The organism is Micromonospora sp. B006 (assembly GCF_003408515.1).
GTDB classification, from domain to species: Bacteria; Actinomycetota; Actinomycetes; order Mycobacteriales; family Micromonosporaceae; genus Micromonospora; species Micromonospora echinospora_A.
Genome location: NZ_CP030865.1, coordinates 2,749,226 through 2,764,681, shown reverse-complemented (window position 1 = coordinate 2,764,681; position 15,456 = coordinate 2,749,226). Strand labels below are relative to the sequence as shown.

The window sequence follows — 15,456 nt, the reverse complement described above, 5'->3', positions numbered from 1 at the left end:
GATGTTCGCCCACGCCCTCACCGACGACGCCGAGCTGCGTCCACTGTCGCCCTGGCACGCCGACGAGTTCCTGGCCAACCTCGACCGCTGCCGCGACCACATCTCGCCCTGGGTCGGCGCGTCCTTCGTCGCCACCGACGCCGAGTCGGCCCGCAAGGTCCTCCAGGCGTACGCCGACCGGTGGGCCCGCGACGACGGCGGCCTCTGGGGCATCTGGCAGCGCGGCACGCTCGTCGGCGGCGTGCTGTTCGTGTCGCTGAGCACCGCGCGCGGGGTGTGCGAGGCGGGCTGCTGGCTGGAACCGGGCGCCGAGGGGCAGGGCCTGGTCACCCGCGCCGCGCAAGTGATCATCGACTGGGCGGTGCGGGAGCGCGGCATCCACCGGGTCGAGTGGATCACGAAGGCCGGCAACGACCGCAGCATCGCCGTCGCCCGGCGGCTCGGCATGAGCCGCGACGGCGTCCTGCGCGGGGCCGCCGCGACGCCGGAGGGCCGCGCCGACATGGAGGTCTGGTCGGTGCTGGCGCCGGAGTGGACGGCCTGACCGCCGAAACTGTCGTACCCGGACGTGAACATGTGTCCATGGCTGTCCCCGCACTGGCCGACCGGTCCCCGCAGCCGCGCGCCCTGCCGCTGCGCGAGGTCCGCACCCGGCTCACCCAGCTCGTCTCCCTGGCCGAGCTGACCGACACCGTCACCCTCGTCACCCGCGACGGCGATCCCCGCCCGATCGCCGCGATCGTGCCCGCGCCGGCCGCCCGCACCGGGGCCCAGGCGCGCGCCGACGCCGACCGGGTCGCCGCGATCAGCGCCGGCTGGGCCCGCCGCCTGGAGGAGCTGCACCAGCAGTCCGGCCGGCGGCACGCCGCCGAGCTGCGGGCGCTCGCCGACGCGCTGGCCGAGGCGTGGGCCGAACTGGACCGCCGCGCCCCGGCCGGCGACCCGGCGCTGATCCGGCTGCGCGCCGCGCACGCCGACCTGCTGCGCCGCTGACCCGTGGCGTCCCGCCCGGTGTACGCGGGACGCCACGGGCACGCGGTCAGCTGCGGCCGCGCTCGGCCCGGTAGCGGCGGATCAGCTCGGCGGTCGAGGTGTCCACGTCGGCCAGGTCCGGGTCCGGCCCGGTGAGCTTCGGCGCGAGCTGGTTGGCCATCACCTTGCCCAGCTCCACGCCCCACTGGTCGAAGGCGTTGATGTCCCAGATCGCGGCCTCGGTGAACGTGATGTGCTCGTAGAGCGCGACCAGCTGGCCCAGCGTCGACGGGGTGAGCTTCGGCGCCAGGATCGACGTGGTCGGGTGGTTGCCCGCCATCACCCGGTGCGCCACCACCTCGGGCGCGGTGCCCTCGGCCTCCACCTGCTCCCGGGTCCGCCCGAACGCCAGCGCGGCGGTCTGGGCGAAGAAGTTCGACATGAACAGGTCGTGCATGTCGCCCAGGTCGTGGTTGGGCCGGCTGAACGCGATGAAGTCCGCCGGGATCAGCCGGGTGCCCTGGTGGATGAGCTGGTAGAAGGCGTGCTGGCCGTTCGTGCCCGGCTCACCCCAGAAGATCTCCCCGGTCGGGTACGTCACCGGCGAGCCGTCGACGCGTACCGACTTGCCGTTGCTCTCCATGGTGAGCTGCTGCAGGTAGGCGGGGAACCGGTGCAGGTACTGCGAGTAGGGCAGCACCGCGTGGGTCTCCGCGCCGAGGAAGTCGGTGTACCAGACGTTGAGCAGGCCGAGCAGCGCCGGCACGTTGCGCTCCACCGGGGCGGACCGGAAGTGCTCGTCGACAGCGTGGTAGCCGGCCAGCATCTCGCGGAACCGGTCCGGCCCGATCGCCAGCATCACCGACAGGCCGACCGCCGACGGCAGCGAGTAGCGTCCGCCCACCCAGTCCCAGAAGCCGAACATGTTCTCCGGGTCGATGCCGAAGTCCCGGACCCGCTGCTCGTTGGTGCTGACCGCGACGAAGTGCCGGGCCACCGCGTCGTCGTCCGCGTCCAGCCCGGCCAGCAGCCAGCGCCGCGCCTGGTCGGCGTTGGCGAGCGTCTCCTGGGTGGAGAACGTCTTGGAGACCACCACGAACAGCGTGCTCGCCGGGTCCAGGTCGGCGGTCTTGTCGTGGATGTCGGTCGGGTCGATGTTGGATACGAACCGGCAGCTGATACCCGCGTCCCGGTACGCCTTCAGCGCCTCGTACGCCATCACCGGCCCGAGGTCCGACCCGCCGATGCCGATGTTCACCACAGTGGTGATCCGCTCGCCGGTGTGGCCGCGCCACGAGCCGGAACGCACCCGCTGCGCGAACGCCGACATGCGGTCCAGCACGGCGTGCACGTCGGCGACCACGTCCTGGCCGTCCACGGTGAGCGAGGCGTCCGAGGGCAGGCGCAGCGCGGTGTGCAGCACGGCCCGGTCCTCGGTGACGTTGATGTGCCGTCCGGCGAACATGGCCGCGATCCGGTCGGCCAGCCCGACCCGCTCGGCGAGCGCGCCCAGCAGCGCGATGGTCTCGTCGGTGACCAGGTTCTTGCTGTAGTCCACGTGCAGGTCGGCGACCTCACCGGTGAGCCGCTCACCCCGCTGCCCGTCGGCGGCGAACAGGTCACGCAGGTGCGTGCCGCGCATCGCCTCGGCGTGCTTGCGCAGCGCCTGCCATTCGTCCGTGGTGGTGACGTCCACAGCCATCGGGTCGATCTTCTCCTTCACGACGGGTGGTCGGCCGGCCTGCGCCGGCGAACCCCACAAGCCTGCCACCCGGACCGGCCGTGCGCGACGCGACCCGGCGGCGACCACCGTGCGGGCGGTTCTTTCCGGCTGCCGCCCTCGGACACGCCGTTGGGACGTCTGTACGACACGCCGGTCACGCAATGACATCTTTCGATAGCGGAACGTAGTATCCAGCGTTGCTGCCCGAACGCGTCGAGGGGGTGCCATGGCCGGGGTGATCCATCCTCGTCCGCCGTCCGACCCGGAAGAGCCGGCCGGGGAGACGACCCTGCCCGAGCTCGTCGATCCGCACTGGATGCACCGGGCCACCGAACTGGCCCACACCGGGTTCTGGTCGGTGGCGCGCCGGTTGCCCGCGCTGATCCGCGAGGCCATCAGCCTCGCCTGGGCGACCAGCCGCCGGGACACCGCCGCCTCGTTGGGCCTCAACGTCGCCGCCGGTGTCCTCACCACGCTGGGCCTGCTCGCCACTACCGGGGTGCTCCACCAGTTGTTCGCGGCGGGCCCGACACCGGACCGGATCCGGGCCGCGCTGCCCGCCCTGGCGGTGGCGGCGGCCGCCGTGGCCGGGCGCGGCGCGTTGACCATCGCCGCCGGATGGGCGCAGGCCCGGCTCGTACCGCAGATCAACTTCACGGTGGAGCGGCGGCTGTTCGAGACGACGTCCGCTGTGGAACTGGCGGCCTTCGACGGCGCCGGCTTCGCCGAGGAGATGGACCGCGCCCGTGACCGCGGGCTGGCCGAGGCGGGCTCCCTCGTCAACGACACCGTCAACCTGGTCACCGGCGTGGTCGGCGTGATCGCCACTGCCACCGCGGTGACGATCATCCACCCGCTGCTGCTGCCCTGCCTGGTCGTCGCCGCCGCGCCGGAGGCGGTGACCGCGGTACGGATGGCCCGCCGACAGCACGTCGACTGGCTCGCCCGGATCACCCGGCGGCGACGCAAGTGGATGCTGGGCGACCTGATGGCCAACCGGCACACCGCGGCCGAGATCCGCGCCTACCAGATGCGCGACTTCCTGCTCTCCGAATACCACCTCATGACGCGCCTGGAGACCCGCGCCGAGCTGCGCCTGGCCCGCGCGCAGACGGTCACCCGGGCGATCGGCCTGTCCATCACCGGCGTCGCCACGTTCGGCCTCTACGTGGTGCTGGGCGCGCTGCTGGTCAGTGGCGTGGTGGCGCTGGCGGCGGCGGCCACCGCGCTGCTCGCGCTCCAGTCCGCGCGTACGAGCCTGCGTACGGCGATCTTCGCCACCAACTCGCTCTACGAGGACGCCCTCTACTACCAGGACTACCGCGACTTCCTCGACCGGGCCACCCGGCGGATCCCGGCCGGCGGGCACCTGCCGGTCGACGGCTTCACGCGGATCGACGTCGAGCGGGTCAGCCTGCGCTACCCGGACACCGACACCGTGGCGGTAGACGAGGTCAGCCTGACGGTCCGGCGCGGCGAGGTGGTCGCGCTGGTGGGGGAGAACGGCTCCGGCAAGACCACGCTCGCGAAGCTGATCGCCGGTCTCTACCGCCCCACCGGCGGCGCGATCCGCTGGGACGGCGTGGACGCCGCCGAACTGGACCCACGGCAGACGGCCGCGCAGGTCGCGGTGATGAGCCAGGACTGGTGGAAGTTCCCCTTCACCGCCCGGCAGAACATCCGGGTCGGCCGCCATGACCGCGCCGACGAGCCCGGCCCCAGCGTGGAGACCGCCGCCCGGGGCGCCGCCGCCCACGACATGATCAGCGAGCTGCCGTTCGGGTACGAGACACTGCTGGACCGGCAGTTCAAGAACGGTCAGGACCTGTCCGGCGGGCAGTGGCAGCGGCTGGTGGCCGCGCGCGGCCTCTACCGTGACGCCCGGCTGCTGATCTGCGACGAGCCGTCCGCCGCCCTGGACGCGCGTGCCGAGCACGCCCTCTTCCAGCACCTTCGGCGGCACCCGGACCGGGCAGTCGTGCTGATCACCCACCGGTTGGCGAACGTGCGGCACGCCGACCGGATCTTCGTGATGGACCACGGCCGGCTCGTGCAGTCAGGCGACCACGACACGTTGATGGCCGAGGGCGGGCTCTACCGGGAGCTGTTCGAGTTGCAGGCGGCCGGTTACCTCGCCGGCAGCCCGGAGCCCGCCGCCGACGGTTGACCTCCAGCGCACTCGAACTCCTACCGTGGCTGGACCGCGCGCCACCCGGCTGGCGCGGTGCACACCAGGGAGTTCACATGCGCTATCGCGTCCTCGGCGGCACCGGCATCGAGGTCAGCGTCCACTGCCTCGGCACCATGATGTTCGGCGCGGTCGGCAACCCCGACCACGACGACTGCGCCCGGATCGTCCACGCGGCAGTCGATCGCGGGATCAACTTCGTGGACACCGCCGACATGTACTCGGCCGGCGAGTCCGAGGAGATCGTCGGCAAGGCCCTGCGCGGCCGGCGCGACGACGTGGTGCTCGCCACGAAGGTGCACTTCCCGATGGGGGAGGGGCCCAATCGGGGCGGCAACTCGCGACGCTGGATCGTCCGGGCGGTGGAGGACAGCCTGCGCCGGCTGGGCACCGACTGGATCGACCTCTACCAGGTGCACCGCCCCGACCACACGACCGACGTCGAGGAGACGCTCGGGGCGCTGACCGACCTGGTCCGGGCCGGGAAGATTCGCGCGTTCGGCTGCTCGACCTTCCCGGCCGAGGAGATCGTGGAGGCGCACCACGTCGCCGAGCGGCGTGCGCTGGGCCGCTTCCGCACCGAGCAGCCGCCGTACTCGATCCTGGCGCGCGGCATCGAGACGTCGGTGCTGCCGGTCTGCCGCCGCTACCGGATGGGCGTGCTGGTGTGGAGTCCGCTGGCCTCCGGGTTCCTGTCCGGCCGGTACCGGCAGGGCCGGCCCGTCGACCTCGGCGCCGGGCGCCCGGCGCTCACCCCGGCCCGGTTCGACCCGGCGCTGCCGGGCAACACCGCCAAGTACGCCGCCGTCGAGCAACTGGTCGCGCTCGCCGACGAAGTGGGCTGCACGCTGCCGCAGCTCGCCGTGGCGTTCACCGCCGTGCACCCGGCCGTCACGTCGACCATCATCGGACCGCGCACGATGGACCAGTTGGACGCGCTGCTCGCCGGGGCGGAGCTGACGCTCGACGACGCGGTGCTGGACCGCATCGACGAGATCGTCCCGCCCGGCACGAACCTCTACCAGCCCGACGGCGCCTGGTCCCCGCCCACGCTGACCGACCCGTCCCACCGCCGCCGCCCCCTCCCAGCCCGAGCCGCAGCCTGACCCCCTCGCTCCTCCCGCCCGCCAGCCCGTCCCGCCCGCCCGTCCCGCCCGCCCTCAGCCCTCCATCTCGCCGATCATGGGGTTTCTGCCCCGGCAAAAGACCGTAAACCGGGCACCCGAGGGGCCGAAACCGCAAGATCGACGAGGCGAGGCGAGGCGAGGCGAGGCGAGGCGGGAGGGGCGAGGGGAGCGCGGGTGGGGAACTGCGTCGACAGGGGACGGTTGCGGAATCACACTGGGCGGGTGGAACATCGCGATCTTGTTCGGGTGAGCAAGCGCCTGTCGCTGGCGTTGCGCCACCGGCCCGACGCGTTCGGGTTGCGACTCGACCGGGCCGGCTGGGTACCGGTCGCCGACGTGCTCGCCGGGCTGGGGATCAGCCGCGCCCAACTGGACGCCGTGGTCGAGGGCAACGACAAGCAGCGCTTCGCGGTGGAGACCGGTCCGGACGGGGCCGACCGGATCCGCGCCAACCAGGGGCACTCTGTTCCGGTCGACCTCGGCCTGACCCCGGCCGCGCCGCCGCCCCGGCTGTTCCACGGCACCGGCGAGGCCGTGCTGGACGCGATCCGGGCGCAAGGGCTGCGCCGGGGCGGGCGGCACCACGTACACCTGTCACAGGATGTGGCGACGGCCCGGCGCGTCGGCGCGCGCCGGGGCGGCGCGGTGGTGGTGCTGACCGTGGACGCGGCGGCGATGGCCGCTGCCGGTCACCTGTTCTACCGTTCGGCGAACGGGGTGTGGCTCACCGACAGCGTGCCGCCGGCCTACCTCGGCGCCACCTGAGCGGCGGTCAGCAGGCGGTGACCGGGTGGGCCACCACGGCGTCGAAGAGGTACGCGAGGTCGTTCACGGCGGCCCGGTCGGGCTGGACGGCGCCGGTGCAGTCGGTGGCGCGGGCCCGCAGGACGTGCCGGCCGGCGGCGGGCGGGTGCCAGCGGACGGTCCAGCGCTGCCAGGCGCCACCTCGGTCCGCCTCGATCAGGTCGGCCGGGCGCCACCCGTCGCCGGTGTCCACCTCGACGTGCGCGATCGGGCCGTTGCCGGACCAGGAACGGCCGGTCAGCAGCACCTCCTGGCCGGCCGGCACCCGGGCGTCCCAGGGCAGCTCGAACGCGCTGCGCACGGGCTGGGCGGTGAGCGCGGTGCCGTCGGCGGGGTGGCCGGGGCCGAACATGCGGTAGAACTGCGTGTTCCACGGCGAGAACAGCGGGGTGGTGGAGACCTCGATCGCGCCCACCCACTTGATCGAGGCGATGCCGACCCAGCCGGGCACCACGAGCCGCACCGGGAAGCCGTGGTCGGCTGGGAGCGGCTCGCCGTTCATCTCGTACGCCAGCAGCACGTCGTCGAGCGCCTTGGCGACCGGCATCGGGCGGCGTACCCGGCCGAGGTTGACCCCGCCGCTGACGTAGTCCGGGTCGAGGCCCTCGGGCATCACGTCGACCGCCTCGTCGCGCAGCCCCGCCAGGCGCAGCACGGTGCCGAGCCGCACGCCCCGCCAGCGGGCCACGCCGACGCTGCCCAGCCCCCACGCCACGCCCGGGGCGGGGTCGTCCTGCTGCTCGGCGAAGTAGCGCCGCCCGTTGCCGGCGCACTCCAGCAGCGCCGCGTGTTCCTCGGCGGGCAGCCGGCGCAGCTCGTCGAGGTCGAACTCGACCGGGTTGTCCCGGGTGGGCGCACCGCGCAGGCCGTCGCCGAACAGGCGCAGCCGCCAGGTGGCCGCGTCCAGGTGCGGCGTGACCGTGTGGTTGCGGACGAAGAAGCGGTCGATGGGGACCACGTACCCCTGGCCGGCCATCGACGGCCAGCGCATCTCGGCGTTGGTGTCCAGCGGGCGCAGCAGCTCCGGCGGCAGCGGCTTGACGATCGGCGCGCCGGGGTCGACGCCGACCGGCGCGGACGCCACCGCTACCGGCTCGCGCTCCGCGGCGGCGGCGGTCACCGCGGCCATCGCCGCGCCCACCTCCAGCAGCCGGTCGCGGTCGACGCCCGGTCCGTGGGCCTGCCCGGCGAGCCACTGCCGGCTCCGGTCGGCGTCGTGGACGGCTTCGGCGGGGGACGGGTACTGACTCACGGCTGACCTCCGGGGTGGGCGACGCTGCCTTTCCTATTGAACCAGTAGGAGTTCCCGTCGATCCATCGCAGGTCGGCGACAATGTCACGCCGCGCCGAGCAGCGTCACCACACCGGCCGCCACGAGCACACCGGCCCACAGCCGGTCGACGTTGAACCAGGCCCGGCGCAGCACACCGACGCCGAGCACCTCGTACACCAGCAGGGCCACGGCCAGCGCGACGCCGAGCATGGCGGCGGTGTGCACGGCCGCGGCGAACAGGCCGGTGAGCGCGCCGGCCGGCGCGGCGGCGAGGTGCCCGGCGTGCGGGCCGGCGCCGACCGCCGGCTCGGCGAGCAGCACCGGCAGCAGCATCAGGCCCGCGCCGTGCGCTGCCGACATCAGGAACGACCAGGCGGTGAGCTGCGCGGCCGACAGCCGCATCCCGGCCCACCGGAAGTGCCTGTCGGACAGCAGCCGCCACAGCCCGAAACCGACGAGCAGCACCCCGCCGGCCACTGCGACCACGGTGCTCGCCGTCACCGACCGGGTGGCGCTGACCAGCGCGGCGACCACAGCCACCGACGCCAGGTGCCCGGCGGCGATCGGCGGCAGGGCCTGCAGGAGCGCGGCCCGGCGGCGCTCCTGCAGGCCCCGGGCCACCGCGAACAGCCAGCCCATCGCCGGGTTCAGGCCGTGGAACGCGCCGAGGCCGGCCAGCGCCGCCCAGGTCGCGCCGGTCACGGGAAGCAGTACGAGTCGGACGACGCGTCGCCGCCCTGCAACCGGGTCTGGTGCACGCGCAGGCCGCGGAACTCGTCCCCGCGCGGGAAGAACCGCGGGTCCGGCACGAGGCCGCCGCTCTCCGGGTCGACGTCCAGCTTCGCCACCCAGGCGCCCACCCCGTCGGGGTAGAACTGGTCGTCCCAGGCGCCGTAGAGCGAGTTGCTGACGTAGACGCGTCGGCCGTCGCGGCTGATCTCGACCATCTGCGGGCCGCCGGCCAGCGGCTCGTCCGGGTACGCCGGGTGCGGCGTGCGGTTGACGATGCCGCCGAGGCGCACCGAGCCGACGCGTACCGGGTGGAACGGGTCGCTGACGTCGTAGCGGATCAGTTCGCCGGTGCCCCAGCAGGAGACGTGCAGGAACCTGTCGTCCACGGACAGGTCGATGTCGGTGACCAGCGGTGGCACCGCCCCGAACGGCTTGAGCAGGTCCGGCAGGTCGGCCGGGTCGGCCGGCTCGGCCGGGATGTCGATCACCTTGGTGACCGCCCAGGTGTCGCCGTCGCGGTGCCACAGCCAGATCGAGGCGGACAGGTCCTCGACGCTGATCACCACGCCGACGAAACCGTACGACTTCGTCGGGTCGTGCGCGGGGCGCAGCTCCAGCGGCATCTGGTACTGGTCGCCGAGGTCGACGCGCTGCACGTGCCGGCGCTTCGCCAGGTCCCAGAAGTGGATCGCGTGGCCGTATTTACGGCCCAGTAGCAGCTCGCCGACGATGCCGTCCTCGATCATCGACGGCGTGCCCCACTCGCTGGTGACCAGCACGTCCTGGGTGTAGTGCCACCAGAAGTCGTACGCCAGGAACTGCGGTCCCCGGTCGGCCTCCCACGCGCCGCGTACCTCGAAGGTGGTGTGGTCGAGCACGGCGATGCCGCCGGGTCCCTCCTGCCCGTCCGCGCCGCCGAGCGCGGAGACGTAGATGCCGTCCGGCCCGCAGTGCACGGTGTGCGGGCGGGAGTACCCGGCGCGCTCGCCCAGGTCCTTCGCCTCGATCACCTTCACCAGGTTCGGCCGGCGCGGGTCGGGTTTGGTGTCGAGCACGTGGATCCGGGACGAGCGCAGGCCCGGCACGATCAGGTAGCGGCGTTCCACGTGCGGGTGCGGCGCGGTCGGGCAGAGCGCGCTGCTGCACGCGTTCCAGCCGAAGTGGTGCAGCTCGTCGCCGGTGTTCGGCAGTTCGGTCCAGCCCACCACCCGGCCGTACGAGTCGGAGTCCGGGTCGGTGTCGAGCACCGCGATGGCGTCGGGGCGCTGGCCGGCGCGGTCGAACGCGGCGACGTACGCGAGCTTCTCGGCCGGCGCGGCGGCGGCGAGCGTGGGGGAGGGGTAGAAGGTCGGGTCGGGGGTCCAGCGGGTCATCGGTTCTCCCTCGCGGTCAGCCGGCGGGTACGCCGAGACGGTCGAGCAGGTGGCGGCGCAGCGCGCCGAGGGCCGGGTCGTCGGGGCTCGGTGCCGGTCCGAGGCCGACTGTCACCTCCTCGGCGATCACGCCGTCGTCGAGGAGCAGGACGCGGTCGGCCAGCAGCAGCGCCTCCTCCACGTCGTGGGTGACGAGCAGCGCGGCGAAGCCGTGCTGGGCGCGCAGCCGCCGCAGCAGCCCCTGCATGCGCAGCCGGGTCAGCGCGTCGAGTGCGCCGAACGGCTCGTCCAGCAGCAGCAGGTCCGGTTCGCGGACCAGCGCGCGGGCCACCGCGACCCGCTGCGCCTGCCCGCCGGACAGCTCGGCCGGCCAGGCCCGGCCCCGGTCGGCGAGCCCGACCTCGGCCAGCGCGCGGCCGACCCGGTCGCTCACGTCCGGCCCGGCCAGGCCGAGCGCCACGTTGTCTGCCACCCGCTTCCACGGCAGCAGCCGGTGCTCCTGGAACACCACCGCGGCGGTGCCGTGCACCGCGTGCTCGCCGCCCGCGTCGCCGTCGAGCCCGGCGAGCACGCGCAGCAGCGTGCTCTTGCCGGATCCGCTGCCGCCCAGCAGCGCCACCGTCTCCCCGGCGGCGATGGTCAGATCCACCCCGGACAGCACCACCGCCGGGCCGAAGGACCGGGTCACCGCGCGTGCGGTGAGCACCGGCCCGGTCAGGTCGCCCGCAGTCCGCGTCGCCATGCCAGCGTCCTCCTCTCCGCGTACCGGATGAGCAGGTCGGAGGCCAGCCCCAGCAGCGCGTAGATGAGCAGGCCGAGCACCACCACGTCGGTCTGGCTGAACTCGCGCGCCTCCATCATCAGGAAGCCGACGCCGGTCTGCGCGTTCACCTGCTCGCCGACGACCAGGCCGAGCCAGGCCGCGCCGATGGCCAGCCGCAACCCGAGGAACAGCGCCGGCAGCGCGCCGGGCAGCACCACGTGCCGCAGCCGGGCCGCCAGGCCCAGACCGCAGGTGCGCGCCGCCTCCACGAGGCGTTCGTCGATGTCGCGGATCCCGGCGTACGTGTTGAAGTAGATCGGGAAGAACGCGCCGAGCGCGACCAGCGTGACCTTCAGCGACTCGCCGATGCCGACCCAGATGATCAGCAGCGGGACCAGGCCCAGGTGCGGCAGCATCCGGGCCATCTGCACCGGCGGGTCGACCAGGTCGTCACCGAGGCGCAGCAGCCCGGCCGCCGCGCCGAGCACCAGCGCCAGGCCGCCGCCGATGAGCAGGCCGAGCGCGGCGCGGGTGAGCGAGTCGAGCAGGTGCACGCCGAGCGTGCCGTCGCGCGCCAGCCGCCACCCGGTCGCCAGCACCGCGCTGGGCGCGGGCAGCTTCTCCGCGGCGAGCAGGCCGGTGCGCGCGGCGACCTCCCAGCCGAGCACCAGCACGACCGGGCTCACCGCGCGCCGCCACCGCCGCGAGACGCGGGCCCGCGACCGCCGCGGCGTCGCCAGATCGGGTACGACAGGCGCTGTCGCCTCGGCCAGCGCCGGACCGCTCACTGGAACGCCTCGTTGAACCGGCCGTCCACCCGCCCGGCGATGTCGACCGGTCCGGGCACCAGCTTCAGCTCCACGAAGCTGTCCGCGATGGCCTGCAACTCGGCGCCGATCTCCGGGGTGACCGGGGCGAGCGGCTTGGCGCTTCTGGCCAGCGCCCGGGTGGTCACGTCGAGCGGGATCTTCAGCTCCGGGGCGAGGATGGCGGCCCGCTCGGTCGGGTGGGCGATGCCCCAGTCCGTGGTCTGCCGGTACGTGTTCAGGAACGCCTGCACGTCGGCGGTGCGGTTCTTCACCGCGTCCGGCGCGGCCAGCACGTACTCGCGGTTGCCGGCCAGGCCGGTGGCGTCGGCCAGCACCCGTACGCCCGGCTGCTCGGCCAGCGCGAAGTAGGGATCCCAGATGATCCACGCGTCGACCTGCCCGTTGTCGAACGCGGGCCGCCCCTCGGCGGGCTTGAGGTACTTCACCTTGATGTCGGCGAGCGTCATCCTGTTGGCCTCCAGCAGCTTCACCAGCAGCCAGTGCACGTTGGAGCCCTTGTTCAGCGCGACAGTCTTCCCACGCAGGTCGGCGAATCCACGATACGGGCTGTCCGCCTTGACCAGAACCGCCTCGCCCTGCGGGATCGGCTGGGACGTGCCGACCACCGAGAACGGGATCTTCCCGGCGGCGGCGAACACCGGCGGGGCCTCGCCGACCTGGCCGATGTCGATCGAGCCGGCCTTGAGCGCCTCGGTCAGGGCCGGGCCGCTCTCGAACAGCGACCAGGTGACGTTCTTCGCGTCGCCGCGCGCCTTGACCAGGCTGAGCCCGCCGAAGCGCTGGTAGCCGATCCGCAGCGGGCCGTCGCCACCGCTGCTGGCGTCGGCCGCCTCGCCGCCGCAGGCCGTCAGCGCCGTCGCGGCGAGCAGCGCGAGGGTGGTGAGCAGCGCGGCCACCGGGCGGCGGCGCGATCTGGGGGTACGCATGGCGACTCCTCGGGGAGGGGAAGAGCCCGGCATCGACGGGCGACAGCAACCTACCAACCCGATAGGTTTTATGGGTAGTGTGTCGGCGTGGTCGTCCCACCACTCAGGAGGCGGCCGTCCGACAGCGCACCGGAGGCACACCATGTCGCTCACCTTCCACTGGTTCCTGCCGACCTACGGCGACAGCCGGGACATCGTGGGCGGCGGTCACGGCGTACCGGTCGGCACCGCCGGCGGTGCGCGACCGGCCAGCGTGGCGTATCTGGGGCAGATCGCCCGCACCGCCGAGCAGCTCGGCTTCGTCGGCGCGCTCACCCCCACCGGCGCGTGGTGCGAGGACGCCTGGCTGACCACCGCCATGCTCACCGAGGTCACCGAGCGGCTGAAGTTTCTCGTCGCGTTCCGGCCCGGCCTGCTCTCACCCACCCTCGCCGCGCAGATGGCCGGCACGTTCCAGCGCCTGTCCGGCGGCCGGCTGCTGCTCAACGTGGTTACCGGCGGCGAATCCGCCGAGCAGCGCGCGTACGGCGACTTCCTGGACAAGGACGCCCGCTACGCGCGTACCGACGAGTTCCTGCACGTGGTGCGCGCGCTGTGGCGCGGTGAGACGGTCGACCACGACGGCGCCCACGTACGGGTCGAGGGCGCCCGGCTCAGCCGGGTGCCCGACCCGGTGCCGCCTGTCTACTTCGGCGGGTCGTCCGGCGCGGCCGGGCCGGTGGCCGTCCGGCACAGCGACGTGTACCTGACCTGGGGCGAACCGCCCGCCCAGGTGGCCGGCAAGCTGGACTGGATCCGTGGGCTCGCCGCCGAGGCCGGCCGCGAGCTGCGGTACGGCATCCGGCTGCACGTGATCAGCCGGGACACCGCCGAGGAGGCGTGGGCCCAGGCGCGCAAGCTGCTCGACGGCATCCCCGAGGCCGACGTGCGGGCGGTGCAGGAAGGGCTGCGGCGCAGCGAGTCCGAGGGGCAGCGGCGGATGCTCGACCTGCACGGCGGCTCCCGCGACGGGCTGGAGGTCTCGCCGAACCTGTGGGCCGGATTCGGCCTGGTACGCGGCGGCGCGGGCACCGCGCTGGTCGGCAGTCACACCGAGGTCGCCGACCGGATCGCTGAGTACCACGCGCTCGGCCTGGACGAGTTCATCCTCTCCGGTCACCCGCACCTGGAGGAGGCGTACTGGTTCGGCGAGGGCGTACTGCCGATCCTGCGGCGGCGCGGGCTGTGGCGGCACCCGGCCGGCGAGCCGGAGACCGAGGTGCCGGCCGCCGTGCCGTTCTCACCCCAGCCGGTTCCGGCCCGCGGCTGACCGTCGCGGCTTCGTGGCCGCCGCTGTGTGGTGTGGTGCCGGCGGCCACTGCCGTGCTCGGTTCGGTCAGCCGTGCTCGGTCCGGTCAGAGCGGGCGTTGCCCGGCGAGGAAGTCGGCGAGCACCCGGGTGTGCGTGGAGAAGGCCAGCTCGACCGGATCGGTGAGCACCAGCCACTCGGTGGCCTCCTCCGTCGGCGCCGACGGCGGCAGGTCACCGATCGCCCGCTCGGGCAGCACCCCGAAGACCATGATGGTGCCGCCCGCCGGAGCGCCGTGCACCGCGAACAGCCGCGCCTCGCCGGCCTCGGCCAGCAGCCCGGTCTCCTCGCGCAGTTCCCGCACGAGCGCCTCGGACCACTCCTCGCCGTACTCGATGAAGCCACCCGGGAGGGCCAGCAGTCCGCGGGCCGGTTCGATGTCGCGACGTACGACGACCACGCCGAGCCCCTGCGGCGTGCGGACCGGCAGCACCGCCACCGCGACCGGCAGCGGGTTGCGCCACACCGTCTCGCCGCACGAGGAGCAGACCCGCGGCCACCCGGCGCCCGCCGGGTAGGCCGCGCCGCAGAAGGAGCAGTGCGAGTACGGCGTCACGCCGCAGCACGTTACCCGCATCCCGGGCCCGATTCGGGCGTCACCCCCTTGGGGCGGCGAGCTGGGCGCGCGCCTCCATCAGGGCGAACCCGAGCAGGTTGTCGCCCCGCCAGGTCTCCGGGTCGGCGGCGCGCGGATCGGCGGCGGTCAGGCCGATGCCCCAGACCCGGTCCGTCGGGCTGGCCTCGACAAGCACCCGGTCGCCGGTGCCGAGCAGGAACCGTCGCAACGTCTCGTGCTGGGAGAACTTGGCCACGCTGCCGGCCACCACGATCTCGTAGCGGCGGGCCACCCAGGTCGCCTCGTCGAAGTCGCGCACCTGCCGGCCGAGCGCCTTGGCCCGGTGCGGATGCCCGGCGGCCAGCACCCGCTCGGCGACCGCGTGGTCACCGAAGAGCGTGGCCTTGTGCCACATCATCCAGTGCTCGGCGGTGGCGAACTCGCGGCCGTCCACCGTGAACGCCGCCGGCCACCACTGGCTCAGGCAACCCGCGCCGACACTGCCGTCGCGTTGTGGCCGGTGCCCCCAGAAGTGCAGGTACTTAAACGTCTGACCGGCGTCGACGGCGGCGGTCAGGTCGGCGACGGAACGGATCGGCATGCCCCGCAGTCTGCCCCACCCCACCGACATCCCACCGCCACTTTCCCCGCGACAACGCACCACCGCGCGACCCTTGTGGACGCCTTCGTGAGTCGACTCCATCCCAGGCGCCCTCCGCACACCGGCCTTGACCGCCTCGCCACGCTCGTCGCTCATCGCCGCATTCGTCCGGAGCCCGCCTCCTGCCCGCCATGCGAGGCGCGGCCTTCCTACATTGAGGGAAGCGCGTCCTACATTCGG

The 15,456-nt window shown here is 73.6% G+C and carries 15 protein-coding genes; 6 read left to right on the top strand and 9 right to left on the bottom strand.

Annotated elements, in window-relative coordinates:
• Position 1 precedes the first annotated feature (1 nt).
• Together MicB006_RS13210 and MicB006_RS13205 are read left to right on the top strand one after the other, a co-directional pair.
• Entirely contained in the window at positions 2 to 544 is a 543-nt protein-coding gene (locus tag MicB006_RS13210; RefSeq protein ID WP_116506376.1) for a GNAT family N-acetyltransferase, read from the top strand.
• 38 nt (positions 545 to 582) lie between these two features.
• Positions 583 to 993, top strand: coding sequence for a hypothetical protein (locus MicB006_RS13205; protein ID WP_030499260.1), 411 nt, complete (start codon positions 583 to 585; stop codon positions 991 to 993).
• Positions 994 to 1,039: 46 nt separating this feature from the next.
• On the opposite strand, the gene pgi is transcribed toward MicB006_RS13205, so the two are convergent.
• Entirely contained in the window at positions 1,040 to 2,674 is a 1,635-nt protein-coding gene (pgi, locus tag MicB006_RS13200; protein ID WP_116511398.1) for a glucose-6-phosphate isomerase, read from the bottom strand.
• A gap of 247 nt (positions 2,675 to 2,921) precedes the next feature.
• Here pgi and MicB006_RS13195 point away from each other — a divergent pair, with 247 nt between their 5' ends.
• The 3 genes from MicB006_RS13195 to MicB006_RS13185 all read left to right on the top strand — a co-directional run bounded on the left by MicB006_RS13195 (position 2,922) and on the right by MicB006_RS13185 (position 6,775).
• Entirely contained in the window at positions 2,922 to 4,862 is a 1,941-nt protein-coding gene (locus MicB006_RS13195; protein ID WP_116506375.1) for an ABC transporter ATP-binding protein, read from the top strand.
• Positions 4,863 to 4,939: 77 nt separating this feature from the next.
• Positions 4,940 to 5,989: an aldo/keto reductase gene (locus MicB006_RS13190; protein ID WP_116506374.1), complete on the top strand. Its 1,050-nt coding sequence runs from the start codon at positions 4,940 to 4,942 to the stop codon at positions 5,987 to 5,989.
• 243 nt (positions 5,990 to 6,232) lie between these two features.
• On the top strand, positions 6,233 to 6,775 hold the full coding sequence (locus MicB006_RS13185; protein ID WP_116506373.1) for an RNA 2'-phosphotransferase: 543 nt from the start codon (positions 6,233 to 6,235) through the stop codon (positions 6,773 to 6,775).
• 7 nt (positions 6,776 to 6,782) lie between these two features.
• Here the strand turns inward: MicB006_RS13185 and MicB006_RS13180 are convergent, their stop codons facing one another.
• The 6 genes from MicB006_RS13180 to MicB006_RS13155 all read right to left on the bottom strand — a co-directional run bounded on the left by MicB006_RS13180 (position 6,783) and on the right by MicB006_RS13155 (position 12,711).
• Entirely contained in the window at positions 6,783 to 8,066 is a 1,284-nt protein-coding gene (locus MicB006_RS13180; RefSeq protein WP_116506372.1) for a sulfite oxidase, read from the bottom strand.
• Between the two features lie 84 nt (positions 8,067 to 8,150).
• The gene (locus tag MicB006_RS13175; RefSeq protein ID WP_116506370.1) at positions 8,151 to 8,789 is read right to left on the bottom strand and encodes a hypothetical protein; all 639 of its coding nucleotides are present in this window, start codon (positions 8,787 to 8,789) and stop codon (positions 8,151 to 8,153) included.
• Positions 8,786 to 10,192, bottom strand: coding sequence for a selenium-binding protein SBP56-related protein (locus MicB006_RS13170; RefSeq protein WP_116506368.1), 1,407 nt, complete (start codon positions 10,190 to 10,192; stop codon positions 8,786 to 8,788). Before MicB006_RS13170 ends, MicB006_RS13175 begins: the two co-directional genes overlap by 4 nt.
• A 16-nt stretch (positions 10,193 to 10,208) precedes the next feature.
• Positions 10,209 to 10,934, bottom strand: coding sequence for an ABC transporter ATP-binding protein (locus MicB006_RS13165; RefSeq protein ID WP_116506366.1), 726 nt, complete (start codon positions 10,932 to 10,934; stop codon positions 10,209 to 10,211).
• The gene (locus MicB006_RS13160) at positions 10,907 to 11,743 is read right to left on the bottom strand and encodes an ABC transporter permease (protein ID WP_116506364.1); all 837 of its coding nucleotides are present in this window, start codon (positions 11,741 to 11,743) and stop codon (positions 10,907 to 10,909) included. Before MicB006_RS13160 ends, MicB006_RS13165 begins: the two co-directional genes overlap by 28 nt.
• Positions 11,740 to 12,711 (bottom strand): sulfonate ABC transporter substrate-binding protein, encoded by a 972-nt coding sequence (locus MicB006_RS13155; RefSeq protein WP_116506363.1) that lies wholly within the window; start codon positions 12,709 to 12,711, stop codon positions 11,740 to 11,742. Before MicB006_RS13155 ends, MicB006_RS13160 begins: the two co-directional genes overlap by 4 nt.
• A gap of 142 nt (positions 12,712 to 12,853) precedes the next feature.
• Here MicB006_RS13155 and MicB006_RS13150 point away from each other — a divergent pair, with 142 nt between their 5' ends.
• Complete coding sequence (locus MicB006_RS13150; protein WP_116506361.1) at positions 12,854 to 14,020, top strand: LLM class flavin-dependent oxidoreductase; 1,167 nt, start codon at positions 12,854 to 12,856, stop codon at positions 14,018 to 14,020.
• An 85-nt stretch (positions 14,021 to 14,105) separates the two neighbouring features.
• Here MicB006_RS13150 and MicB006_RS13145 read toward each other — a convergent pair whose 3' ends face one another.
• Together MicB006_RS13145 and MicB006_RS13140 are read right to left on the bottom strand one after the other, a co-directional pair.
• Complete coding sequence (locus MicB006_RS13145) at positions 14,106 to 14,615, bottom strand: NUDIX domain-containing protein (protein WP_116506359.1); 510 nt, start codon at positions 14,613 to 14,615, stop codon at positions 14,106 to 14,108.
• A gap of 40 nt (positions 14,616 to 14,655) precedes the next feature.
• A complete protein-coding gene (locus MicB006_RS13140) occupies positions 14,656 to 15,216 on the bottom strand; it encodes an NADAR family protein (protein ID WP_225980725.1) in 561 nt (186 codons plus the stop codon).
• Between the last annotated feature and the right edge of the window lie 240 nt (positions 15,217 to 15,456).